The organism is Micromonospora nigra (assembly GCF_900091585.1).
Taxonomy (GTDB): domain Bacteria; phylum Actinomycetota; class Actinomycetes; order Mycobacteriales; family Micromonosporaceae; genus Micromonospora; species Micromonospora nigra.
On record NZ_FMHT01000003.1, the window covers coordinates 516,053 to 541,495 of the forward strand.

Below are 25,443 nucleotides of genomic sequence, written 5' to 3' on the forward strand. Positions count from 1 at the left end.
TGACGCGGTGATTCCGACAGTGTTCACCCTTCCCGCCTCGTCGGCTACGCCCCGACCCGGACAGCGCACGATCCATAGTCACCGCAATCAGCAAGAGCGTCGAGCACCTCCGTCTGACCAGGGCGTATCCGAGCGGACGGCGGCGCACGCCCGAGTACGGGCGTACGGGCGCGACCCGCCGGCCAGTCGTCGGCGAGGGCGACCGATCCGGCTCAGTGCTCGGCGGTGATCCCCGGGGCGAGGCCATCGTCGACGGCGAGCTCCACATCGGGTGGTGAAGGTCGGGTCCGCGGCGAGCAAGAGGGCGCAGGCCATGGCAGAGCAGCTCGGCGGGCCCGCGAAACCGTGCCGTCCACAACTCGGTGAGCACCTCCCGCTCGGCGGCATGCAGGCCCGCTATCGCGCCGGTCGGCAGGGCGACGCCCCTGACCAGCGCCACTGAGCTGCGACTACGCCTCAGTGACGAGCTCGCGCCCCACCGGCCGGTTCTCCGACGGTGCCTGGCTGGTCGATCGGGCGGCCCTCGGTCGCCCCGAACCGCGCGTGAACCGCAGCCACCATGGTCAAGTGGCCACTGGCGGGCACCAGCGATCACCGCTGCCGGGCGGTACCGCCCGCGGCGATGGTGTCCCGTCTCACCGCCGTCTCGCTCCCCTGGTGACCGTGGCAGGCCGGTACCCTTGATCAGGACCATACTGTGCGCATATGTCCGATTCGAGGGGGGACCATGCCCGATCACGCGTCCGGCCACATCGACCTCGCCCGCCTTCAGGAAGTGCTCGACGGACCGTGGGCCGAGGTCCGCAACGCGCACCGGAACCAACTCGACGCGCGTTTCCTCCCGGTGTACGGCGAGACCGGCGACCAGGCACGTGAGCGGATCACCCGACTGCTCACCGCACTCCCCGTCGAGCTTGGTATCGCGTCGGCCTTCCCCACCGAGTACGGCGGCAGTTCCGACGTCGGTGGCTCGATCGTCGCCACCGAGATGCTGGCGCAGGTCGACCTGTCGCTGATGGTCAAGGCGGGCGTGCAGTGGGGCCTGTTCGGCGGCGCCGTCCTGGCCCTCGGCACCCGGCGGCACCACGACGCCTACCTGCGGGACATCATCTCGGGCAAGATCTTCGGCTGCTTCGCGATGACCGAGACCGGTCACGGCTCCGACGTCCAGAATCTGCGCACCACCTGCACGTACGACCCGCAGACGCAGACCTTCGACCTGCACACCCCGCACGAGGCGGCCCGCAAGGACTACATCGGCAACGCGGCCCGGGACGGGCGGATGGCGGTGGTCTTCGCGCAGCTGGTCGCCGACGGACGGCGGCACGGCGTCCACGCGTGGCTGGTCCCGATCCGCGACGCCCAGGGCAACCCGCTGCCCGGCGTGACCATCGGCGATGCTGGAGCCAAGGCCGGCCTGCTCGGGGTGGACAACGGCCGGCTCAGCTTCGACCACGTGCGGGTGCCACGGGACATGCTGCTGGACCGGTACGGTCAGGTCGCGCAGGACGGCACGTACTCCAGCCCGATCGAGAACGACTCCCGGCGCTTCTTCACCATGCTCGGCACGCTCGTCCGCGGTCGGGTGAGCGTGGGTGGTGCCGCCTCGGCGGCCACCCGGTCGGCGCTGACCATCGCGGTGCGCTACGGCGACATCCGCCGCCAGTTCGACACCCCCGAATCGGACCGGGAGGTGCTGCTCAACGACTACCTGGCCCACCAGCGCAAGCTGCTGCCCGCCCTGGCCACCACCTACGCGCTGCACTTCGCCCAGGCTCAGCTGGTCGCCGCGGTGCACGAGGTGCAGGGCGGCGACGGCCCGGTCGACGAGCTCCGGCAGCGGGAGTTGGAGTCCCGGGCCGCCGGGCTCAAGGCCGCGCAGACCTGGCACGCCACCAGGACCATCCAGATGTGCCGCGAGGCCTGCGGCGGCGCCGGTTACCTGGCCGAGAACCGGCTGCCCGGTCTCAAGGCCGACACCGACGTCTTCACCACGTTCGAGGGCGACAACACCGTGCTGCTCCAACTGGTGGCCAAGGGGCTGCTCACCGGCTACCGGGACGAGTTCGGTTCGCTGGACGGCTGGGGGCGGGCCTCCTTCGTCGCCGAACAGGTCCGGGAGATGGTGCTCGAACGCACCGAGGCGCGGTCGGTCATCGAACGGCTGATCAGCGCCGTGCCCGGCCGCGACGAGGAGGTCGCCGTCACCGACCGCGGCTGGCAGCTCAAGGTCTTCGAGGACCGCGAGGCACACCTCCTCGACGGCGCGGTCCGCCGCCTGCGCAACGGCGCGGCCACGAAGAAGGACCGGCCCTTCGACATCTTCAACGACGTCCAGGACCACGTGCTCACCGTCGCCGCCGCGCACATCGACCGGGTCACCCTGGAAGCGTTCGTCGCCGGCATCGAGGACACCGCGGACCCACAGGTCCGGGCGCTGCTCTCCCGGGTCTGCGACCTGTACGCGCTCAGCGTCATCGAGGCCAACAAGGGCTGGTTCCTGGAGCACGGCCGACTCACGCCGGCCCGCTCCAAGGCGATCACCGGGGTGGTGAACGGCCTGCTCAAGGAACTGCGCCCGTACATGCGCACGCTCGTGGACGGTTTCGCCATCCCGGACGCCTGGCTGCACTGCGCCATGCTGCGCGAGGAACCCCACCGCCAGGAGACCATGGCCGCCCACGACTCCGCCGGTGATCCGCAGGCGGTCCCGGCGTAGGCAGGCGGTTCCTGCGCCAGGTGCTCCAGGGCGTCCTGTCGCGGGGTGCGGGTGGCGTCGGTGGCGGGGGGCCTTCGCCTTGCCGGCCACCACCCCTTCGCTGACCGTCATGTCGACACGATGCCGGCAGTCACGTCGGCAGCCCCGGAGCGGCGACGAAGCGCAGTTCGGCGCTGCGCCGCCGGCCGTCCGGGCCGGTGAACCAGAGCTGGTCGGGGGCGGGAAGCATCTCGGTGACGCTGACCCGGGCGTCCGTCCCGGCGGTCCGCGCCGCCCGGCGTACGGCCCGGCAGAGCACCTCCACCGAGGCGAGGCTGGCCAGGTCGACGTGGATCGGCTTCTGTTCCCCGGTGCACCGGACGAAGACGTGCCGGGGCAGCCCGTGCCGGACCGCCCAGGCGCGGGTCCGGCGGTAGCGGCGCGCCTCGTCGGAGTCGGCCGTGAAGTCGACGGTGCTGGCGGGGAAGGTCCACGACTCCCGGTTGACCACCAGCCGGTCGATGGTCACGCGGGGCCGGTGCGGGGCCGGGGACAGCAGCCGGAAGTGTGGCATCAGGTTCGCCGCCACCAGGTCCGACACCACCTCCAGCAGGTCGTGGCACACGCCGTCGCGGCGCCGCCGCACGACCAGCCGGCCGTCGCGGTCGACCACGTCGCAGCCGCCGACGACCAGGTCGTGCTCCGGGTCGTGACCACAGGTGTCGGGGGCGAACACCAACCGACGGTCCGCGGTGGTGCGCAGCCGCGGGGAGAACCGGGTCGCGCTGCCGCCCTGTGCCCCGGTGGCCCCGAGCCGGACCGTCCCGCCGGGCAGGTCCGCCACCATCGCCCGGGCCAGGTCGTCCGGCGCGGGGTGGCACTCCACCCAGCTCGCGTACCGCATCGTGTGGTAGCCGGGATGCAGCTCGCCGAGAACCCAGTCGACGTCCCCGGCGGCGACGGCGGCCAGGTCCGGTGCGGCGATCATCAGATCCGGGCTGTGCTGGGCCGCCGACGGCCAGCCGGGCGGGCCGGCGGGGAACGCGGCGGCGACGCCGGCCCGCAGGTCGGCGGCGTCCCGCCACACCCGGCGGTTCCCGTCGTCGACGGCGAGCAGCCGTTCCCAGCGGGCGGCCAGGGCGCGGGTCAGCGGCCGGACCACCGGTTCCGGGTCGTCGATCAGCACGCCCCGGGCAGCCAGCCACAACTCCGCCAACGGCACCACGCCGTCCGGCCGCCCGGCGGTGAGCTGGTCGAAGTGGGTCCGCAGGGCCCGCCGGTAGAGGGCCGCACCGGCCGCCGTGTACCACCGGGCACTGTCGAGCAGCAGCGTCAGCGGAGCGCGCAACGTCGCCAACGCCGTCGGGCCGATGGTGACCGTGTCCGGCTCCCGGCACTCCTCGAAGACCAGGGTGCGCCCGGCGTACAGCTGACCGGCCGCCCGGGCCGGGGCTTCGCCGGTCAGCTCGGTGAAGGTCGCGCCCAGCGCGGCCAGGGCGTCGCGGACCGCCGTCGCGTCACCCCGGGCCGCCGCCACCGTCGCCGCCACGGCGGTGAACCGGTCGAGGGCGGTGAGGGCGGTTTCGCGTACGGCGGGATCGTCGACCCGGTCCACGACGGCCCGCATGGTGGCAGCGGGGTGCAGGTCGTCCGGGGGTGCCTCCAGTGTCCACTCGATCCGGCGGTCGGCGTGCAGCCGGTCCAGCGCGGTACGGACCCGCTCCGGGTCGGTGGTGGGGCCGGCCGGGTCGGCGCAGACCGCCGCGACCACCTCCCGGGCGGTGCGGTCCGGCCGCAGCGCCCGCAGCACGGCCGCCTCGACCGGTTCCAGGGGCACCGGCTCGGCCAGCGGGACACGGAGTGCTTCCCCGTCGACGTCGAGCAGGGGCAGCAGCCGGGGCACCAGCCAGGGCCGCAGCGGTGGGGCGAGCGCCCGGCCGAGCGCCGCGAGGGCCCAGCCTTCCAGGTAGAGGGTGCGGTCGCCAGCGGTGCCGTCGTGAGCGGGGCGCACCGGCTCGGCCTGGGCCGGGTCGATCCGCCCCCAGCGCAGCGGCCCGAAGAAGCCGATCGTGTCGTTCTTCAGGCAGTACCGGTGCAGGTAGCTGGTGACCAGTGCCTCGGTCCGGCGGTGCCGGCCGGTGCGGGCCACGGTCTCCGGGTCGCGGCGCAGCAGGGTGTCGAAGCCGTTGTCCAGTGCGGCCGGGTTCTGCCAGGCGACCGCCTCGCGGATGCGGGGGTCGGCGGCGACCCGGTGCAGCGCCCGCGCGAGGGCCCGCTCGGCGACCCGGAACCGGGCGAGGTAGTCGTCCGGTTCCCCGCCGTCGTTGGCCGTGTCGGCCAGCCCGGCCAGTTCCGGGTCGGCCAGGGCCTCCACCAGGTCGGCGGGGAAACCGGCCGCGCGGACGCAGAACCACCGCCACAGGCCCCAGCCGCCACCGAGCGGAACCAGATGCGGGTCGGCCATCAGCCGGCCCGGACCGCGGTCATCAGGTGGTCGGTGTCCGAGCGGGTGAGCACCTGCTGCCGTACGTCGGTGAAGCCTGCCTCGTGCAGCAGCCCGACGAGTTCGTCGTGGCCGTAGGCCCGACCGCCCTGGGTGTGGAAGAGGTTCAGGCTGAACATCCGGACGAACGCCTCGCCCGGACCGGCCGGCCGCTCCGGCACCTCGGCGAGCGGTTCGAGCAGCGCCACCCGGCCGCCGGGTCGCAGCGCGGCGGCGGCCCGGCGCAGCAGGGTCAGCGTCTCAGCCGGCTGGTAGCCGTGCACGATGTTGAAAAGCAGCACCAGGTCGTGGCCGGTGCCGTAGTCGACCTCGAAGAGGTCGCCCGCGCGCAGGGTGACCCGGTCGGTCAGGCCGGCGGCGGCGGTGGTCCTCGCCCCCTGGGCCAGCGCGCCGGCCAGGTCCACGACGGTGGCCCGCAACTGCGGGTGCGCGGTGAGGAAGGCGACCGGGTAGCTCGCGTGCCCGCCGCCGACGTCGAGCAGACTGCGCGCGTCGGACGGCACCGGCACCAGCTCGACGATCTCCGCACCGAGCCAGTCGGCGAGGCGACGCAGCATGGTCTGGAAGTCCGCGAGGACCTCGGGCTGCTTCTCCAGCCAGGCGTAGAAGTCGCCGGTCGGGGCGCCGGAACGGATCGACGTCTCCAGGTCGTGCCACCAGCCGGTGAGCAGCGCCGACCAGAAGGAGAGCACCGGCGCGAAACTGTCCGGGGTGGCCCGCAGCAGCCAGCGCGCGGTGTTGGCGCTGTTGGCGTACCGGCCGTCGGCGCGGGTCAGGTAGCCGTAGCCGACCAGCGCGTCGAGGAGGATCCGCAGGCCGAGCGGGTCGGTGCCGGTCTGCGCGGCGAGTTGCTCGACCGGGAGCGGGCCGTCGGCCAGCGCCTCGAACACGCCCAGCCGCAGCCCGGCTCCGGCGCTGCGGAAGGAGACGGCGTCGAGCAGGTCGAGGTAGGCGGCGGGGGCGGCGTCGGAGGCGTGGAACTGCTGCGCCTCCTCCGGGCTCAACGGCACCGGCATGGCGATGGCTCCTTCACGAGGCTGGTCGAGGGTCGGCGGAAACGGTCGCGGGTTCCGGGGTGCCGTCGTGGTCGGCAGTGTCGTCGGGGAGGGCGTCGGGCAGGTCGTCGACGCCGCGCAGCACCGGCCGGGTCCAGGCGAGCGCGGCGAGGAGCACCATCGCCACCCCGGTGACCGCGAAGAGCAGCGCGATTCCCCGGCCCTCCCCGGTGCCGACCACCCGGCCCACCGAGTCGGCGAGGGCACCGTCCGGGCGCAGCAGCGGCTCGAACAGGCCGTCGGCGATCGGCCCGGCCAGCACGTACGCCAGCGGCACGCTGGCGTCGCCGATGACCCGGGCGGTGGCGAGCACCCGGCCCAGCACGGACGGTTCGGTCTTGGTCTGGATCAGCGTCATGGTGGAGCTGTTCACGATCGGCAGGGTGAACAGGAAGAGGGGGGCGACCACACCGATCAGCCAGGCGGACGGGGCCGCCGCGTGCAGGACGAGGGCCACTCCCCCGGCGGCGAGTCCACCGCAGACGGCGGTGACCCGGCGGGTCGGCCCGCCCCACGCGCCCATCACCAGGCTGCCGGCGAAGAGGCCGGCGCCCCCGGCGAACATCAGCACGCCGAGGGTGTCCGCCGTGGTGAACGAGAGGATCAGCGGCTGCACCAGCACCCCGGCGATGCCGAAGAGGAAGTTGTACGCGCCGAAGACCACCATGAGCTGGAGCAGGCCGGGTCGTTGCCGCAGGTGCCGCCACCCGGCGGTGGCTCCCCGCAGCACCGCCTCGGCGGGGCCGGAACCGGCCGGGCGGGTCACCTCGGCGGGCAGCCGGACCAGCAGCAGGGTCGCGGCCGCGACCACGAAGGTGCCCAGGTCGATCGCCATGACCCCGCCGATCCCGATGGTCACCACGAGCACCCCGGCGATCAGCGGCGCGGCGATCTGCACCGCCCGGGAGACCTGCATGAGCCCGTTGAACCGGCCCAGGTGCCGCTTGCCGATCAGCGCCGGGGTCATCGCCTGGTAGGCGACCTGGTGCACGGTCGACGCGGCGGCACTCACCGCGGTCGCCAGGTAGATGTGCCAGACCTGGAGTGCGTCGGCGACGACCAGCGCGGTGAGCGCCGCCGTGCCGGCGGCGGCGACGGTGTCGGCGACCAGCATCAACCGGCGGCGGTCGCGGCGGTCGGCGAGCGCCCCGGCGAAGGGCGCGAACAGGACCGCCGGCAGGGTCGCGGCGAGGAAGATCAGCGAGAACTGGGTGACCGACCCGGTGCGCTGGTAAACCCAGACACCGAGGACGAACGCGGTGAGGCTCGACCCGACCAGCGAGACCAACTGGCCGAGCCAGATCGCGGCCCACCGGGCGGTGGGGGTGGTGCGGTCATCCATGGGCCCTCCCGGGCGGCGGGTCGAGGAAGCCGGCGGCCACGAACGCCGCCAGGTAGGTGTGCAGCAGCCGTTCGTCGGCAGCCGGGCAGGTGATCCCGGCCGCCGCGAGCACCGTCTCGGTGCCGGTGCAGTCGAAGTCGGGCTGCGTCCGGACGGGGGTGTCCGCGCCGAAGAGCGGTGCGAACCGGGCCAGCGCGGCGTCCGGGCGGTCCAGCAGCGCCGCCCGCCAGCGCGGGTACGCCACCAACGTGACCGGGTAGCCGAAGCTGGCCAGCGCGTCGGCCAGGGCGGCGTACGACATGGTCCGGTTGTTGTAGTAGTGGTGGTCCGCGGTGGAGCCGGTGCGGGTCAGGTGCCCGATGCCGGCCCCGACGTAGTCGACCGGCGCGAGGTCGGCGGGGTCGTCGATCTCCGGTACGGCACCGAGCTGCACGCAGGTCTTCAGCAGCCGGCTGAAGAAGTCGTCGGTGTTGCCGACGCCGCTGCCGGCGTCGCCGGTGATCCTTGCGGGCCGGTGCACGCCGACCGGCAGCCCCCGCTCCCGGGCGGCGCGGACCAACGCGTCGGCCACCCACTTGCTGCCGTTGTAGCCGTCGTGGAGGCCGTCGCAGTCGGCCGGGACGTCGCCCTCGCGCACCAGCGTGCCGGTGCGGGACGGGGTGACGAAGACCCCGAGGGTGGAGACGAAGTGCACCGCGCTCGGCCGGCCGGTGGTGGCCAGCCGGAGCACCTCCAGCGTGCCGCCGACGTTGGCCGGGCGCAGCGCCGGATACGGCTGCACGAAGTTGACCACGCCGCCGTTGTGCACGATCGCGTCGAGCCGTTCGCCCAGCTCGGCGAAGTCCACGCCGGTCAGGCCGAGTCGGGGTGCGCCGAGGTCACCGGGGACGCCGACGAGGCGGTCGGCGTACTCCGGTCGCCAGAGGCCGTACCTGTGCAGGTTGGCGCGGACCCGGTCGAGCGCGGCGGCCGGGGTGTCGGCGCGGACCAGGCAGTGCACGGTGGCGGTGCTCGCGGCGAGCCAGTCGGCGAGCAGGTACGCCCCGAGGAAGCCGGTCGCCCCGGTGCAGAGCACCGACCGTGGCGGCGCGGCCGGCACCCCGGGCGGTACGGCCAGGTCGTCGGCCAGGCGGGCCTCGGCCCGCAGCAGGTCACCCCCGGCGTCGGCGGTGGGCCCGGCACCGTCGAGGACGGCGGCGAGACCGGCCAGGTCGGCGGTGGAGAACAGCTCCCGAAGCGGCAGGTCCACGCCGAGCGCGGCCCGGATCCGGGTCACCACGCTCGCGGCGAGCAGCGAGTGGCCGCCGAGGTCGAAGAAGTTGTCCTGCCGGCCCACCGGGCCGGTGTCGAGCAGCTCGGCCCAGATGTCGGCGAGCGCCTTCTCCGTGGGGGTGGTCGGCGGCTCGTGCGCCGGCCGGTCGGTCTCCTCGGGGCGGGGCAGGGCGGCCAGGTCGAGCTTGCCGTGCCGGTTGGTGGGCAGGTCGGGCACCCGGACGAAGCAGGCGGGGACGAGGTGTTCCGGCAGCCGGCGACGCAGTGCGGTCCGGGCCGCCGGCCCGTCCGGGACGGTGTCGTCGCCGACCATGTAGGCGACGAGCCGGGGGCCGGCCGGGGCGTGGTCGACGACCACGGCGGTACGCCGGACTCCGGGCAGGGTGGCGCAGGCCGCCTCCACCTCGCCGATCTCGATGCGGTGCCCCCGGATCTTGACCTGCTGGTCGGTGCGGCCGAGGAACTCGAGGGTGCCGTCGGCGCGGTGCCGGGCCAGGTCACCGGTGCGGTAGAGCCGCGACCCGGGTGGGCCGTACGGGTCGGGCACGAAGCTGCCGGCGGTCTCGGCGGCGTTGCCGAGGTAGCCCCGGGCGGGGGCGGTGCCGCCGACGAAGACCTCGCCGACCAGGCCGATCGGCACCGGCCGCAGGTCGGCGTCGAGGACGTGCACCCGGACGTTCGGCACCGGGCGGCCGATCGGCAGCCGGGTCAGACCGGGCAGCTCATTCGCGTCCACGGTGGCGTAGGTGGTGGCGCAGACGGTCGCCTCGGTCGGGCCGTAGTGGTTGTGCAGGGTGACCCGGCCGGCGGTGAGACCGGCCCAGCGGCGCACGGTCTCCAGGTCGACGGCCTCCCCGCCGACCATCATGGCGCGGAGCGGACCGACGTCGACCGCGTCGGGCTGCGCGGCGAGGTCGCCGACCCAGCGGGCCCACAGCGGCGCGGCGGTGTCGACCAGGGTGAGGCCGTGGGTGCGGCACAGCTCGGTCAGGCCCGCTCCGGTGATCGCGGCCGGCTGCCGGTGCACCACGATCGCGGCCCCGCTGACCAGGGCCGGGAAGAGGTCGCCGACGGAGGCGTCGAAACTCAGCGGGGGCAGCATGAGCAGCCGGTCGCCGGGGCCGATGCCGTGCAGGTCGGCGAAGGCCAGGGCCAGGTTGACGGCGGTGCGGTGGCTGACCATCACCCCCTTGGGCGTGCCCGTGGAGCCGGAGGTGTGGATGACGTAGGCGAGCTGGTCCGGATGGACCTGCCGGGGGGCCACCGGTGGCGGGTCCCCGGCCGGGCCGCCGTCGACGGGCGGGCCGTCGGTGTCGACAGTGCGGCCGGCGGTGCCGACGGGCAGTCCGTCGGTGTCGACGGCGAGCACGGTGCCGGCGTACGGCTGGTCGTCGGGTTCGTCCGGCGGGGCGGCGATGGTGGCGGCGAGGTCGGCGTCGGTGAGGCAGACCGTGGTGCCCGCGGCGGTGAGCAGGGCACGCAACCGGGCCGGCGGGTGGGTGGGGTCCAGCGGCAGGTAGCCGGCCCCGGCCTTGAGGATCGCCAGCAGGCCGGTGACGGCGGCGCGGCCGGCGGCCAGCGCGAGCCCGACCGGCTCGTCGGGGCGGACCCCGAGGCGGCACAGGTGCGCGGCGAGCCGGTCGGCGTCCGCGTCCAGCCGGCCGTAGGTCAGGGCCGGCCGGTCCGGCTCGTCCGGGCTGACGTCCAGCAGGGCGGGCGCCTGCGGGTCGGCCGCCGCCCGGGCGCTGACCAGCTCGTGCAGCCCCACCCCGGCGGGGTACGCCCGGTCGGTGGCGTTCCAGGCGGCCAGGTCGCGTCGCTCGGCGGGGCCGGTCAGGTCCAGTTCGGACAGGCGCAGGTGTGCCCGGGTGGCCAACGCCCACAGCACGGACCGGAACCGGTCGACGAACCGGTCGATGGTCGCCTGGTCGAACAGGTCGGTGTTGTAGTCGACCAGGCCACTCAGGCCGGCCGGGGACTCGTGCACCGCCACGGTGAGGTCCAGCCGGGAGGTCTCCCGCAGGACCGACACGGGGCGGACGGCGAGACCGGCCCTCGGACCGGCGACACCGGCCTGGTTCAGGACCAGCATCACCTGGAAGAGCGGGTTACGGCTCAGGTCGCGGGGCAGTCGGACGGTCTCGACGATCCGTTCGAAGGGCAGCTCGGCGTGGGCCAGGGATGCCACACAGGTGCCCCGGACCCGGGCCAGTGCCTCGGCCAGGGTGGGGTCCCCGGCCAGGTCGGTGCGCAGCGGCAGGCTGTTGACGAGCAGGCCGACCATCTGCTGCTGCTCGGCGTCGGTGCGCAACGTCACCGGGGAGGCGACGCAGACGTCGTCGGTGCCGCCGAGGCGGGCCAGCAGCACCTGGAGGCCGGCGAGCAGGATCATGAAACGGGTGCAGCCGGTGCGGTGCGCCAGGCTGTCGAGCGCCGCGACCAGGTCGTCGGCGACGGCGAAGCCGTGGGTGCGGCCAGGGAAGGTCTGGGTGGCCGGGCGCGGTCGGTCGGTGGGCAGGTCGAGCAGGCCGGAGGAGCCGGCCAGTCGGTCGGCCCAGAAGCTGCGCAGCCGGTCGGCGGCGGCCCCGGCCAGCCGGTCGTGTTGCCACAACACGTAGTCGGGGAAGTGCACGGCCGGCGGAGCCGGCGACGTGGCGGCCCCGGTGAGGCGGCGGCGGTGGCCGTCGAGGAGTCCGGTGAGCACGATGTCGAGGGACCGTTCGTCGGCGACGATGTGGTGCAGGCTGACCACCAGCAGGTGTTCCTCGACGTCGAGCCGGCCCACCCGGACCCGCACCAGCGGCGCCCGGCCCAGGTCGAAGGGGGTCTCACTCTCCCGGCGGACGGCAGCGACGACGGCCGCCTCGCGACCGGTGCGCGGCACCGTGGTCAGGTCCTCCACCACGAGCCGGCACCGGGCAGCCGGGTCGTCGGCCGGCAGGACGACCTGCTCCACCGCCCCGTTCCGCTCCACGAACCTGGTCCGCAGGGCGTCGTGCGCGGCGACGACCTCGTCGAGCGCGGACTGCAGGGCGGCCAGGTCCAACCGGCCGGTGATTGCGACCGCCTGGTTGAGCACGTACGCCGGGTTGCCCGGCTGGAGCCGGTCGAGGAACCACATGCCCTCCTGCATCGGGGAGAGCGGCACCCGGGTGCCCGGTGACCGGCGCGGAATCCCGGCGGGCCGGGTCGCCGTGGCCAGTCCCCGCCGGGCCATCAGTTCCCGGATGAGGCGTTCCCGGTCGGGTCCGGGGGCGGTCATCCCTGGCCGCCCAGCAGTGCCCGCAGTTCCTCGTCGGAAAGGTCGGCCACCTCCTGCCGGAGGGCGGCGACGGCGTCGACCTGACCGGCGACCGGCTCGGCGGTGCGCAGCGCGCCGGCCATCGTCGCGATCGTCGGGGCCTCGAAGAGGACCCGGATCGGCACCTCCGTCTCCAGCGTCGCCGCGATCCGGCTCAACGCCTGCGCGCCGAGCAGCGAATGCCCGCCGAGCCGGAAGAAGTCGTCGTGCACGCCGATCCCCTCGACCCGCAGCACCTCCTGCCAGATCCCGGCGAGCACCTGCTCGAGGGGGTCGCGGGGGGCGACCCGCTCCGCCTGCGGGTCGGTCCATCGGGGAGCGGGCAGGGCGTTACGGTCGACCTTGCCGTTGTCGGTGAGGGGCAACGCGGTCAACGGCACCAGGGCCGCGGGCAGCATGTACTCGGGCAGGCGGCCGGCCAGGCCGGGGCGGACCCGGTCGGCGAGGGAGTCCGGGTCGACGCCGGGCACCGGCACGGCGTACGCCACCAGTCGGGTGTCGCCGTCCCCGCCGGCCCAGGTGCTCACCACCGCGTCCGCGACCAGGTCGTGGCCGCGCAGCAGCGCCTCGATCTCGCCCAGTTCGATCCGGAACCCACGCACCTTCACCTGGTGGTCGGCGCGGCCGAGGAACTCCAGCCGGCCGTCGGCGCGCTGCCGGGCCAGGTCACCGGTGGCATAGAGGCGGGCACCGGGCTGGTCGGCGAACGGGTCGGGGACGAACCGGCCGGCGGTCAGGCCGGGCCGGCCGTGGTATCCCCGGACCACCCCCGACCCGCCGATGTGGATCTCGCCCACCACGCCCACCGGCACCGGCTGGTGGGACTCGTCGAGAAGATAGATGCGGGTGTTGGCGATCGGCGCGCCGAGGTCCACGGCGGCCGGGGCAGGTGACACGGGGGCGGCGGCGGACCAGACGGTGGTCTCGGTGGGCCCGTAGCAGTTCCACAGGGTCGCGCCGTCGGCCAGCAGGGCGTCGGCGAGATCCCGGGGCAGGGCCTCGCCGCCGCACAGGCGCAGCCGTAGCGCCGACGGTACGCCCCCGGAGGCCAGCAGCAGCCGCCAGGTCGCCGGGGTGGCCTGCATGGCGGTGATCCCCGCGTCGGTCAGGCGACGGCGCAGTGCCGTGCCGTCACCGACCTCGTCGGCGCCGACGACCAGCAGCGGGACGTCGAGCAGCAGCGGCACCAGCAGTTCCAGCACCGAGATGTCGAACGACAGGGTGGTGACCGCCGCGAACCGGTCGGCGGGGGTCAGGTCGAGGTCGTCGTGGAAGGAGGCGACGAGGTTGACCACGCAGCGGTGCGGGACCGCGACGCCTTTCGGCCGGCCGGTCGAACCGGAGGTGTAGATGAGGTATGCCAGCCCGTCCGGATGCACCGGAACCGCCGGGACCGGCTCGTCCGGGCCGGAGGCACCGGGCTGGTCGTGGGCGGGCAGCGGACCGTCGTCGTCGAGGAGCAGCACCGCCGCCGAGCCGTCCAGCACCGCGCCGAGCCGCGCGACGACCGCCCGCTGGGTCAGCACGACCCGGGTGCCGGAGTCGGCGAGCATGTGGCGCAGTCGCTCCGGGGGCAGGGTGGGGTCGAGTGGCAGGTAGCCGGCCCCGGCCCGCCACACGCCGAGCACGGCCGCGACCATGTCGACCCCACGGTCCACGCAGATGCCGACCGGGGTGTCCGGGGCGACACCGGCGGCGAGCAGGCGTCGGGCGATCCGTCCGGCCCGCCGGTGCAACCCGGCCCGGTCCAGCTGCCCGTCGGGGCCGGTGACGGCAGGTGGGGCGCCGGGCTCGGCGGGGTCGGTGGGCAGCAGGTCCAGGATGGTAGCGACCGGCAACGTACCCCGGTCGGTCTGGTTCCACTCGACCACGGCCCGCCACCGCTCCACCCCGCTGAGCAACGGGATCCGCGTCAGGGGCCGGTCCGGGTCGGCGACCGCCGTGTCCAGCAGGGTGCACAGGTGCCGGGCCAACCGGTCGACCGTGGACGCGTCGAACAGGGCGGTGTCGTACTCGATCGCCAACCGCAGGGCGCCCTCGGCGGTGATCTCGCCGACCAGGGTGAGGTCGAACTTGGCGGTGCCGCTGTCGACCTCCAGCGAGGTGGTCGTGCAGCCGGCGAGCCGGAAGGCGTTGTCCGGGGTGTTCTGGAGGATGATCTGGGCCTGGAAGATCGGCGCGTGGGCCAGGCTGCGTTCCGGCTGCAGTTCCTCGACCACCCTTTCGAAGGGCACCTCGGCGTTGCCGAGCCCGACCAGCGTGACCTCCCGTACCCGCTGCACAAGTTGCCGCAACGACGGGGAGCCGGCGGACGAGACCCGCAGGGCGAGAGTGTTGACGAAGAACCCGACCAACTGCTCCAGGTCGGGGTGTTCCCGGCCGGCCACCGGGGTGCCGATCACGATGTCGTCCTGCCCGCTGTGCCGGGACAGGACAGCCTGGAAGGCGGCGAGCAGGGTCATGAACATGGTGACCCCGGTGTCCCGGTTGAACTCCTCGATGCGCCGGGTGGCCGCCGCCGGCACGGTGAAGTAGTGGCAGGCGCCCCGGTACGAGCGGCTGGTCGGGCGGGGCCGGTCGGTGGGAAGGCTGAGCAGGGCCGGGGCCCCGCGCAGGTGCGCCACCCAGTAGTCGAGCTGGCTGCGCAGGGCATCGCCGGCGAGCCGGTCCCGCTGCCAGACGGCGAAGTCGGCGTACTGGGTGGGCAGGTCGGGCAGGCGGGCGGGCGTACCGGCCGACGCGGCGGCGTACGCGGTCACCAACTCCCCGAAGATCACCCCGAGCGACCACGCGTCGGAGACGATGTGGTGCACGCAGAACGCCACGTGGTGCCGGTCCGCGTCGGTCCGGACCACCGTCACCCGCAGCAGCGGGCCCCGGGCCAGGTCGAACGGTTGGCCGGACTGTTCCCAGACGAGCCGGGTGGCCTCGGCGTCGCGCCGATCCGTCGGCAGCCCGGTCAGGTCGACCTCGGTGAGGTCCACCTCGCCGGTCGGTCGGACCACCTGCACCGGTTCGCCGCCGGATTCGCTGAAGGTGGTGCGCAGCGCCCCGTGCCGGTTGACGATCGTGGTCAGCGCGGTGCGCAGCGCCGCGACGTCCAACGGCCCGTGCACCCGGTACGCGACGGGGATGTTGTAGACCGGCACGCCGCTGGTGAAGCGGTCCAGGAACCACAACCGCTGCTGGCCGAAGGAGACCGGGTAGCTGCGGGGCGCACTGGCCCGTTCGGTGAGCAGCCTGGCCAGCAGGGCCCGCTTGCCGCCGTTGCCGGACGCGGTGGAGTCGGCGGTCGTCATCGGGCCCCCTGGTTCGTGGTCTGGTGCAGGATCACAACGTCGGTGGTGGGTTCGGGCACCGGCAGACCGTGCCGCTCCGCCGCCATCGCGACCTGCCGGCGCAGCGACGCCGGGCCGTTGTGCGCGAAGCGCCGCAGGTAGCCGGCGAGGGTCACCGGGTCGTCGGCGAGGAACGGCAGGTCGCTGGCGACCATGTGCCGGACCACCAGCATCGGCACCGGGCTGTGCAGCGGCCGGAACTCGGCGTTCCACAGGCCGCCCTTGGCCGGCGGGCCGTCGTGGAACTCGCCGAGCATCAGCCCCTGCTCGGTGTAGTCCGGCTTGAGCCGCGACTGCGTGCGGTCCACGATCTGCCGGGCGAGGTCGGCCGGAAGGTCGGGAAGGGTGAGCAGGATCGTCTTGAACTGGGCGGCCGGCCCGGCGAGCGGTTCCAGGTGACGGAACCAGTCCCGGTAGACGGCGAGCACCTCGTCCAGCTCGGCCTCGTCGACGGTGTCCCCCCGGTACACCGCCAGGTAGAAGGTGTCCCGGTCCAGGGAGCCCTGGGCGAACGGACAGACCGGGCCCTTGCGACCCAGGTCCGGGTGCGGTTCGCAGAGGTACTCGCGGGCCCATTCGACGACGGCCCGCAGCTGGTCCACCACCCCGGTCAGCAGCGGGTGCAACGGATCGGCGCGCAGGTCGGGCTCGGTGAAGAGGGTCTGTTCGGGGAACAGTGTCCGGTTCAGCACCGCACTCACCGCCTCGTCGACCGGCGACGGCCGGCGCGGAGGGTGGCGGTGGCGGCGAGGCCGGCGGCCATGACGAGCCCGGCACCGGCCGCGCGCAGGATGCGGTCCTGCCGGTCGGCCCGGGCCAGCGCGTCGGCGTACGGGGTGGTGGTGTGCGAGACCATCGCGTACAGCGGCACCCACCGGCCGGGCAGCAGCCGGGCGAGCAGCCGGTCGGCGGCGGCGGCAGCGGTGTACCCGAACCGGTGCACCCGGTCCCGCAGATCCTCGAAGTTCGCCGTGGACAGGTCGGCGAGCACGTCGGTGTGCGGCTTGCGGGCCGTCTCGTACGCGGCGAGTGCGGTGGCCCGGTCGGGATGGTCGGCCAGGCAGCCGTCGAGCACCAGGCAGTCCTCGAAGGCCGAGTTCATGCCCTGCCCGTAGAACGGGTAGACGGCGTGCGCGGCGTCGCCGATCAGCACCACCCGGTCCGCGTACCGCCAGGGGGCGGTGCGGACGGTGACCAGGTGGCCGACCGGATGGTCGGCGAGTTCCCGGACCAGGTCGGGCATCAGGCCCACCGCGTCGGGGAAGTGCCGGTGGAAGAACTCCGACACCGCCGTCGGGGTGTCCAGGGCGGTGAAGCTCACCGGTCCCTCGTGGGCCATGAACAGCGAACAGGTCAACGAGCCGTCCCGGTTGGGGTGGGCGACCATCAGCGCCTCGTGACCGGGCCAGACGTGCAGCGCCTCCAGCCGGACCCGGGGCCGGCCGTCGGCACCGACCGGAATGGTCAGCTCCTTGTAGCCCCAGGGGAGGAACTCCTGGGCGTAGTCGGCGCGCAGGCCGTGCTGCATCTGCTGCCGGACGGTGGAGAAGACCCCGTCCGCGCCGACGACCAGGTCCGCGGTGACCGTGGTGGGGTCACCGCCGCCGGTCGGCTCGACCCGCACCGTGGCGGTCTCCCGGTCCAGGTGCACCAGTCGGCTGCCGAAGTGGAACCGGACGCCCGGTTCGGCCTCGGCGGCGTCCACGACCAGCGAGATCAGTTCCTCGCGGAGCACCGAGTGGAGGATCTCGTGCTCGCGCACCCCGTACGGCTGGAAGCGAACCGCACCGTCCGGCGAGTGCACCACCCGGCCGCGCATCGGCACACTGCGCTTGAGCACGTCGGTGAGGAGTCCCACCCCCTCCAGCGCCCGCATGCCCCGGGCGGAGAGTCCCAGGTTGATCGACCGGCCCCCGGGGCTGGTCAGTGCGGAGCGGGGGTCGGGGCGTCGCTCGTGGACGTCCACCTCGTAGCCCCGGCGGGCGAGATGGAGCGCGGCGAGCGAACCGGCCAGACCGGCCCCGACGACGACCACACGTTCTCTGCGCTCGGTCACACGCCCTCCTCGGCGATCAGGGTGTCCAGGAGCTCGTCGACCTCGCTGTCGGAGAGATCGTCGAGCGAGGCGAGCAGATCCTGCGGGGTCGGTCCGGCGGGCCCGATCCGATCGGCTCCGCCGGGGGTCTCCCCGGTGGCGGCGACCTCGACGGCGAGTTCGGCGACGGTGGGCGCGGCGAAGAGGCTGCGCAGCGCGAGGTCGACGCCGAAGGTGGTGCGGATACGGGCGATCAGCCGGGTCGCGGTGAGCGAGTGCCCGCCGAGGGCGAAGAAGTTGTCGTGCACACCGACCTCGGTGCGGCCGAGCACGTCCCGCCAGAGCACGACGAGCTGCTCCTCGGTCGGCGTGCGGGGTGCGGCCGGGCCGCTGCCGGTGGTCTCCCGCCAGGTCGGCTCGGGCAGCGCCCGCCGGTCCAGCTTGCCGCTCGCGGTGCGGGGCAGCGCGTCGAGCAGGACCAGGGTGGCCGGCACCATGTACTCCGGCAGCCGGCGGGCCAGGGCGGCGCGGACCGCCGGCCAGACCGACGCCGGGTCGGCGGTGGGTGGCTCGGTGACCGCGTACGCGGCGATCCGGACGTCGGCTCCCGCGCCCCAGGTGGTCACGGCGGCGTCCCGGACGCCCGGCTGGTCGCGCAGCGCCGCCTCGATCTCGCCCAGTTCGATCCGGAACCCACGCACCTTCACCTGGTGGTCGGCGCGGCCGAGGTAGTCGAGTCGCCCGTCGGGAAGCCGGCGGGCCAGGTCGCCGGTGGCGTAGAGCCGGCCGCCGGGACGCGGGCCGAACGGATCGGGCCGGAACCGGGCGGCGGTGAGGCCGGGGCGACCGTGGTAGCCCCGCGCCACCCCCGTACCGCCGATGTGGATCTCCCCCACCACGCCCTCGGGAACGGGCTGGCCGGCGGGATCGAGCAGGTGGATGCGGGTGTTGGCGGTGGGGCGGCCCAGGTCGACCGGGCCGGTGTCGCCGACCGGGCCGGCCGAGGAGTAGACGGTGGTCTCCGACGGCCCGTACCCGTTGACCACCAGGGCACCGTCAGCACGCAGCGCGTCGGCCAGGTCGCGGGGCAGCGCCTCGCCGCCGCTGATCCGCAGCCGCACCCCGGCCGGTACGCCCGCCGCGGTGACCAACATCCGCCAGCTCGCCGGGGTGGCCTGGAGAACGGTGACGCCCCGGTCGACGCAGGCGGCCCGGAGCGCGGCGGCGTCCCGGGTGGTCTCCGCGTCGAGGACCTCGATCCGGGCCCCGGCCAGCAGCGGCAGCACCAGTTCGACCACGGAGATGTCGAAGGCCGGGGTGGTGATCGCCGCGACCCGGTCGGCGGGGGTGAGCCCGAACAGCCGGTGGCAGCCGACGAGGAGGTTGACCACCGAGCGGTGGGTGACGGCGACCCCCTTGGGCACGCCGGTGGAGCCGGAGGTGTAGAGCAGGTAGGCGAGCCCGTCCGGGTGGCCGGTGACCGGCGGCGGATCGGCCGGCAGGTCGGTCGGGTCGAGCTGGTCGACGCGGAGCACCACCGGGGTGGTCCCGGCCGCGGCGGCGGCGTCGGCGAGGCCGGCCGCCCCGGTGGCGTCGGTGAGCAGCACCGGCGGGGCCGCGTCGGCCAGCATGGTGGCGAGCCGGGCCGCTGGCAGCGTCGGGTCGAGCGGCAGGTAGCCGCCGCCGGCCCGCCAGACGGCCAGGAGCGCCGCCACCAGTTGGGTGCCCCGACCGACGCAGAGCCCGACCGGTACGTCCGGGCCGACGCCGTGGGCGCGGAGCAGGTGGGCGAGCCGGTTGACGCGGGCGGCGAGATCCCGGTGGCGCAGGGCACCGTCCGGGCCGACGACCGCGACCGCGTCCGGGTCGGCCGGTGGGTACCGGTCGAGCAGCTCACCGACGCCGGCCACGTCGGGCAGGGGCTGGGCGGTGTCGTTGCCCTGGCGCAGGATCCGCTCGCGTTCGGCCGCGTCGAGCAGGGGCAGCTCGGCGACGGGTGTGCCGGGCCGGTCGAGGGCGGCGGTGAGCAGGGTGAGGTACCGCTGCGCGAGGTGGCGGATCCGGTCGTCGTCGTAGAGGTCGGTGCGGTAGGTGATCCGCCCGCGCAGCCCGTCCGGGCGATCCTCCACGGTGAGGGTCAGGTCGAACTTGACCGTGCCGTTCTCCCAGAGGCGGGGTGCGATCCGCAGCCCGGCCGACGTGACGTCAGGTGGGGGCTCGTCGAGGGCGAACATCACCTGCACCACCGGGGAGTGGGCGAGGCTGCGGGTGGGGGCGAGCCGGTCCACGATCCGGTCGAAGGGGACGTCCTGCCGGGTCTGCGCGGCGGTGGTCGAGGCGCGGGCCTGTGCGAGGAGGTCCGCGAAGTCCGGTCGGTCGGCGAAGCGGGCGCGCAGGGCGAGGGTGTTGGCGAAGAAGCCGACCACGTCCCGGGTCTCCGGCCGGGTACGCCCGGCCACCGGGACCGCCACCAGCAGGTCGTCGGCTCCGGTGAGCCGGTGCAGAAGGGTCTGGAAGCCGGCCAGGAGCCGGGTGAACAGTGTGCCGTCCCGGCTGGCCCGCAGCCGTGCGGTCAGCTCGTCCGGGACGGCGAAGACCACCTCTGCCCCGGCGTCGGACTGCTCGGCCGGGCGTGGCCGGTCGGCGGGGAGGTCGAGCAGGGTGGGTGCGCCGGCCAGTTCGGCGTGCCAGAAGTCGACGTCGGCGTCGAAGGTGCCCCGGTCGGCCTCCTCCCGCTGCCAGACCGCGAAGTCCGCGTACTGCACCTCGGGGGCGGGCAGGTCGGGGCGGGTGCCGACGGTCGCCGCCGCGTACCCGGTGGCCAGTTCGCGGAAGAGAATCCCGAACGACCAGCCGTCGGCGACGCTGTGGTGCACCACGACGGTGAGCACGTGGGACCCGGTGTCGCGCCGGACGAGGCCGAACCGGGCCAGCGGACCGGTGGCCAGGTCGAAGGGCTCCCGGGCGGCGGCGTCCACCAGGTCCCGCCAGGCGTCGCCGGGGCCGGCGGCGACGACCGGCAGGCGGACCGGGGCGGCCGGGACGACCACCTGGGCGGGTTCCCCGTCGACGGAGGTGAAGTGGGTACGCAGGGTCTCGTGCCGGTCGACCAGCCAGCTCAGGGTGGACTCCAGTGCGGCCACGTCGAGCGGGCCGGTCAGCTCGACCGCCCAGACGATGTGGTAGGTCACCGCCCCCGGGGTCATCTGGTCGAGCATCCACAGTCGACGTTGGGTGAACGATGACGGAAGGACGTAGGTTTCGGTGTTCATGCCCCCGCCTGGTTGCGGTGTGGAGGGTCCGGGCGCCGGTCGGCGGCCGGGTTGGCGGAGCCGGTCGACGTGGTGTCGACGACTCCGGGCGTACGGGTGTCGACGACTCCCGGGGTACGGGTGTCGACGGCGACGAGCCGCAGCTCCGCCGTGTGGTGCCGGCCCTGCGCGTCGGTCAGCCAGGCGTGCTCCGGGCCCGGCAGCATCTCGCTGAACCGCAGCGTGGCCGCCGGGTCGTGGGCGACGGTGCGCCGGACCGCACGGGCCAGGACATCGACCGAGGCGAGGCTGGTGAGGTCGAGGTGGAACGGTTTCGCCTCCACCGGGGTCTTCACGAACAGGTGCCGGGGCAACCCGTGCTCCCGCTGCCAGTGCCGGACCCGGCGGAACCGTTCGCCCTCGTCGGGCAGGGTGGCGAAGTCCAGCCCGGCGGTGGCGAACCGCCAGCTCTCCCGGGCCAGCACCACCCGGTCGACGGTGATCCGGGGCTGGTGATCGGCCGGACGACGGATGTCGAAGCGCTGCACCAGGTGCAGCATCAGCGGTTCCCCGAGCACCTCGGCCAGCGGCAGCCGGTACCGGCCGTCCCGGCTGCTCACGGTCAGCACGCCGTCGACGGGGCCGAGGACACAGTCCCCCACCGGCAGCGACGTGGCCGGGTCGAGGCCGCCGCTGTCGTGGCCGAAGACCAGCCGGACATCGCGGTCGGTGACGAGCGCGTCGGTCAACCGGGACGACGCGCCGCCCTCCTCCCCGGTGGCGGCGAGGACGATCCGGCCGTGCGGCAGGTCGGCGGTGATCGCCGCGCGCAGTTCCTCCGGCGCGGGGTGCTGGCCGACGAACAGCGCGGCGCGCAGGGTGTTCACCCCCGGGTGCACCTCGCCGACCACCCAGTGGAAGTCGCCCCGGGCGACCGCCTCCGGCCCGTCGGCGGCGAGGAGCACGTCCGGGCTGTGCTGGTACGCGCCGACCCAGCCCGGCCGGGGTGCGGCGAACGCCGCAGCCACCTGCTGGCGCAGCTCGGCCGAGGTGGCGGTGACCCGGTGGTCGACCGCGTCGGGCAGGATCCGCGCCCAGCGGTCCTGCAACGCCCGCACGACCGGGGCGATCAGCTTCTCCGGCGGGTCGAAGAGCAGGTCGTTGGCCCACAGCCAGAAGTCGGCGAAGGGGACCGTCGGCGAGCCGGTGCGGGCCACGAGTTCGCGGTACCGCTCGGTGGCGGCCCGCCGGAACAGGGCCGCCCCGGCGGAGGTGAACCAGCGGACGCTCTCCAGCAGCAGGCTGAGCGTCGGCCACAGGGTCGCGGTGAGGTCGGTGGAGAGGGTGACGTCGGTGCCGGATCGGCACTCCTCGTAGACGAGGGTCCGTCCGGCGTACACCTTGCCGGCCCGCCGGGTGGGTGACCGGCCGGTGAGGGCGGTGAACCGCTCCTCCAACGCCTCGATCGCCGCACCGAGCCGGTCGGCGTCCCCGGCGGCGTCGGCCACCTCGCCCCGGGTCCGGTCCAGTTCGTCGAGGGCGGCCAGCGCCGGTTCGCGTACGGCCGGGTCGGTGACGGCGACGAGCCGGGCGCGCAGCAACCGTTCCGGGTGCAGGTCTTCGTTCGGCACCTCCAGGGACCAGGAGATCCGGCGGGCGTCGCGCAGTTCCGCGAGCATCCGGTAGACCTCCGACGGGCTGTCGATCCCGCTGCCGGGGTCGGCGACCAGCTCGGCGGCGATCTCGCCGGCCGGTCGGATGCCGTCGCAGGCCCTCAGCAACCGGACGGTCGCCGGGGCGAGCGGAACCGGTTCGGTCAGCGGCATGTGCAGTTCGTCGCCGACGAGGGCGAGGAAGGGCATCCGCCGCGGCACCAGCCAGGGGCGCAGCCCTGGGTCGCGGGTGGCGAGGGCCTCGGCCGTCTCGACGATCGCCCAGTTCTCGAAGTGGACGGTCCGCTGGGCGAGGGCCGCCGGGCCGTGTCGAACGGTCAGCCCCGGTGCACCGTCCTCGATCCGGGCCCAGCCGACCGGCCCGAAGAAGCCGATGGTGTCGTTCTTGACGCAGTACCGCTGGAGGTAGGTGGCGACCAGGGCCTCGTGCTGCCGGTGCCGCGAGTCGGTGGTGCCGGGTGCGGCGGCGCGCAGCGGGTCCACCCCGGTACGCAGCGCGTGCCGGTTCTGCCAGGTCACGGCGGCCCGGAAGAGCGGGTCGGCGGCGGTGGCGCGCAGGGCGGCGGCGCGCCGCGCGCTGGCGTCGGCGTAGCTGTGCAGGTAGCCGGCGAGCGCGGCCTCCCGGGCGGTGTGGGCTTCCCGCAGGGCGGCGTCGGCCCGGACGAGTTCGCCACCGGCGAGCGTGGCGGCGCCCGGCGGCAGAGGGTCCGGTGGGCTGTCCCGGCGGACCTGCCGCACCGCCCGGTTCCACTGGGCACGTTCCCCGGGTGGGCTGTCGGTGCGGGTCCGGCGCAGCGCGTCGGCGAGGTCGCGGCGGGCCGCGGTGAGCCGCTGCTCGGCGGCGAGCACCGTGTCGGCGGCCCGGACCAGGTCCGGGTCCCCGAGGGCGGTCAGGGTCCGCAGCGGGAAGCCGGCGGCGCGCAGTCCGACCCAGCGCCACAGTGCCCAGGGTCCGTCGACCGGGCGGACCAGGTGCGACGGCGCGGCGTCGGTGGTCGGGGTGGCGGGCGACGGCGCGGCGCCGGTGGCCGAAGTGGCGGGCGACGACCGGTAGCCGGCGCGGTCGCGGCGGGTCACCCCGGTGCTCACCGCGCCGAGGGCCCGCCCGTCGAGCAGGCCGGCCAGCCGGGCGAGGGTCGGGTGTTCGTAGACGACGCTCACCGGCAGGTCGACGCCGAAACGGTCGGCGACGACGAAGGTCAGCCGGGTGGCGAGCAGCGAGTTCCCGCCCAGCACGAAGAAGTCGTCGTCCGGGGTGGACGGGGCGGTGCCGAGCAGTTCGGCCCAGAGGGCGGCCAGGCGCACCTGGATCGGGTCGGTCAGGTCGGCGGCCGGCCGGGCCGCCGGCTGCTCCGGCAGCGGCAGTGCCCGCCGGTCGACCTTGCCGTTGCCGGTCAACGGCAGGGTGGGCAGGACCAGGTGGGCGGCCGGTCGGAGGTGGACCGGGAGCCGGTCGGCCGCGTACCGGGCCAGGTCCTGCGGCGTCGGGTCCGCCGCGCCGGGCCGGAGCGTCAGGTACGCCAGCAGCCGGCGCCGCTCCCCCTGCCCGTCGACCAGGACGGCGGCGTCGGCGACGGCGGGATGGGTGCGCAGCACCGCGGCGACCTCGCCCGGCTCGACCCGGAACCCGCGGATCTTGACCTGCTCGTCGATCCGGCCGAGGAAGTCGAGGCTGCCGTCCGGCCGCCACCGGACCCGGTCCCCGGTGCGGTACATCCGGGCACCCGGGCGCGGGTCGAACGGGTCGGGGAGGAAGGCCGCAGCCGTCGCCCCGGGACGCCCGAGGTAGCCGCGCGCCACCCCGTGACCGCCGGTGTGGAGTTCGCCGGGCACCCCGACCGGCACCGGCCGGCCCGCCGGGTCGAGGACGTACACCGTGGTCCGGGGCACCGGCCGGCCGATCGGCACCGGGTCCGGTACCGTCGCCGGGTCGGTCATCGGGTGCACGCAGGTGAAGGTGGTGTTCTCGGTCGGCCCGTACCCGTTGACCAGCACCGCCCCGGCCCGCGCCCGCAGGGCCCGGCGGACCGCCTCGGGAGCGAGCACGTCCCCGCCCGCGAGGAGTTGCCCGACCCCGGCGAGGCATTCCGGGTCGAACTCGACCAGTTGGTGGAACAGCCCGGCGGTCAGCCAGAGGACGGTGATCCGTTCCCGGCGGATCAACCGGGCCAGCTCGGCGAGGTCCGGCGCTCCGGGTGGGGCCACCACGAGCCGGGCCCCGGCCGTCAGGGCACCCCAGATCTCCAGGGTGGCCGCGTCGAAGGCCACCGGGGCGAGTTGCAGGACCGTCTCGGTGGGGCCCAGGCGCAGGTAGCCGGGCTGGTGGACCAGGCGGACCACGGCGGAGTGGGCGACCGCGACGGCCTTCGGCGTGCCGGTGGAGCCGGAGGTGAAGTTGACGTAGGCCAGCCCGGCCGGATGAGGTCGCCGCACCGCGGCGCCACCCGGCTCGGCGGGATCGGGTTGGTCCAGGCGGAACAGCCGCGTGGCACCGGGTACCTCGCCGGTGGCCAGCACCGGCGGGTCACCGGCGACGGCGAGCAGCTGCCGGATTCGCGCGGGCGGGTCGGCGGGGTCCAGCGGCAGGTACCCGGCACCGGCCTTGAGCACGGCGAGGAGGGTGACGACCAGTTCCACCGAGCGCGGCAGGGCCACCGCCACCGGCTCGTCCGGGCGGACGCCCCAGGCGACGAGACGGTGGGCGAGGGCCTCGGCCCGCCCCGCCAACTCGCGGTAGGTGAGGGTGGCACCGTCGACGCCGGCCACCGCGACCGCGTCCGGTTGCCGCCGGGCCACGGCGGCGACGAGGTCCGGCACGGTCGCGTTGACCGGGTACGCCTCGGCGGGCACCGGGTCGGCGACGGCGCGGAAGTCGGCCAGCATGGCCCGGTCGGTGGCGTCGAGCAGGGGCAGCGCGGCCACCGGCCGGTCGAGCCCGTCGGCCAGTGCGGTGAGGATCAGCTCGACGTGGCGCA

The 25,443-nt window shown here is 74.7% G+C and carries 10 protein-coding genes and 1 pseudogene; 1 reads left to right on the plus strand and 10 read right to left on the minus strand.

Translation table 11 applies throughout. The features are described from left to right. Positions 1-727 precede the first annotated feature (727 nt). On the plus strand, positions 728-2,719 hold the full coding sequence (locus GA0070616_RS02175; RefSeq protein WP_091075377.1) for an acyl-CoA dehydrogenase family protein: 1,992 nt from the start codon (positions 728-730) through the stop codon (positions 2,717-2,719). A 130-nt stretch (positions 2,720-2,849) separates the two neighbouring features. Here GA0070616_RS02175 and GA0070616_RS02180 read toward each other — a convergent pair whose 3' ends face one another. The 10 genes and pseudogenes from GA0070616_RS02180 to GA0070616_RS29380 form a co-directional block, all read right to left on the minus strand. Then, the gene (locus GA0070616_RS02180; protein ID WP_091075381.1) at positions 2,850-5,162 is read right to left on the minus strand and encodes a lantibiotic dehydratase; all 2,313 of its coding nucleotides are present in this window, start codon (positions 5,160-5,162) and stop codon (positions 2,850-2,852) included. Next, positions 5,162-6,217, minus strand: a complete 1,056-nt coding sequence (locus GA0070616_RS02185; protein WP_091075396.1) for a methyltransferase — start codon at positions 6,215-6,217, stop codon at positions 5,162-5,164. Before GA0070616_RS02185 ends, GA0070616_RS02180 begins: the two co-directional genes overlap by 1 nt. A 13-nt stretch (positions 6,218-6,230) precedes the next feature. Continuing rightward, positions 6,231-7,598, minus strand: coding sequence for an MFS transporter (locus GA0070616_RS02190; RefSeq protein WP_091075399.1), 1,368 nt, complete (start codon positions 7,596-7,598; stop codon positions 6,231-6,233). Next, entirely contained in the window at positions 7,591-12,132 is a 4,542-nt protein-coding gene (locus GA0070616_RS02195; protein ID WP_091075402.1) for a non-ribosomal peptide synthetase, read from the minus strand. The genes GA0070616_RS02190 and GA0070616_RS02195 overlap by 8 nt, the downstream gene beginning before the upstream one ends. Next, the gene (locus GA0070616_RS02200) at positions 12,129-15,470 is read right to left on the minus strand and encodes a non-ribosomal peptide synthetase (protein ID WP_091075406.1); all 3,342 of its coding nucleotides are present in this window, start codon (positions 15,468-15,470) and stop codon (positions 12,129-12,131) included. Before GA0070616_RS02200 ends, GA0070616_RS02195 begins: the two co-directional genes overlap by 4 nt. After that, positions 15,467-16,198, minus strand: coding sequence for a DUF6875 domain-containing protein (locus GA0070616_RS02205; RefSeq protein WP_175440228.1), 732 nt, complete (start codon positions 16,196-16,198; stop codon positions 15,467-15,469). The genes GA0070616_RS02200 and GA0070616_RS02205 overlap by 4 nt, the downstream gene beginning before the upstream one ends. An 8-nt stretch (positions 16,199-16,206) precedes the next feature. Then, positions 16,207-17,565, minus strand: a complete 1,359-nt coding sequence (locus GA0070616_RS02210; protein WP_091075410.1) for an FAD-dependent oxidoreductase — start codon at positions 17,563-17,565, stop codon at positions 16,207-16,209. Then, on the minus strand, positions 17,562-20,816 hold the full coding sequence (locus GA0070616_RS02215; RefSeq protein ID WP_091075414.1) for a non-ribosomal peptide synthetase: 3,255 nt from the start codon (positions 20,814-20,816) through the stop codon (positions 17,562-17,564). Before GA0070616_RS02215 ends, GA0070616_RS02210 begins: the two co-directional genes overlap by 4 nt. Then, positions 20,813-21,355, minus strand: coding sequence for a lantibiotic dehydratase (locus GA0070616_RS29375; protein WP_425412979.1), 543 nt, complete (start codon positions 21,353-21,355; stop codon positions 20,813-20,815). The genes GA0070616_RS02215 and GA0070616_RS29375 overlap by 4 nt, the downstream gene beginning before the upstream one ends. A 297-nt stretch (positions 21,356-21,652) precedes the next feature. Continuing rightward, a pseudogene (locus GA0070616_RS29380) lies at positions 21,653-25,351 on the minus strand (amino acid adenylation domain-containing protein); the annotation flags it as partial. Between the last annotated feature and the right edge of the window lie 92 nt (positions 25,352-25,443).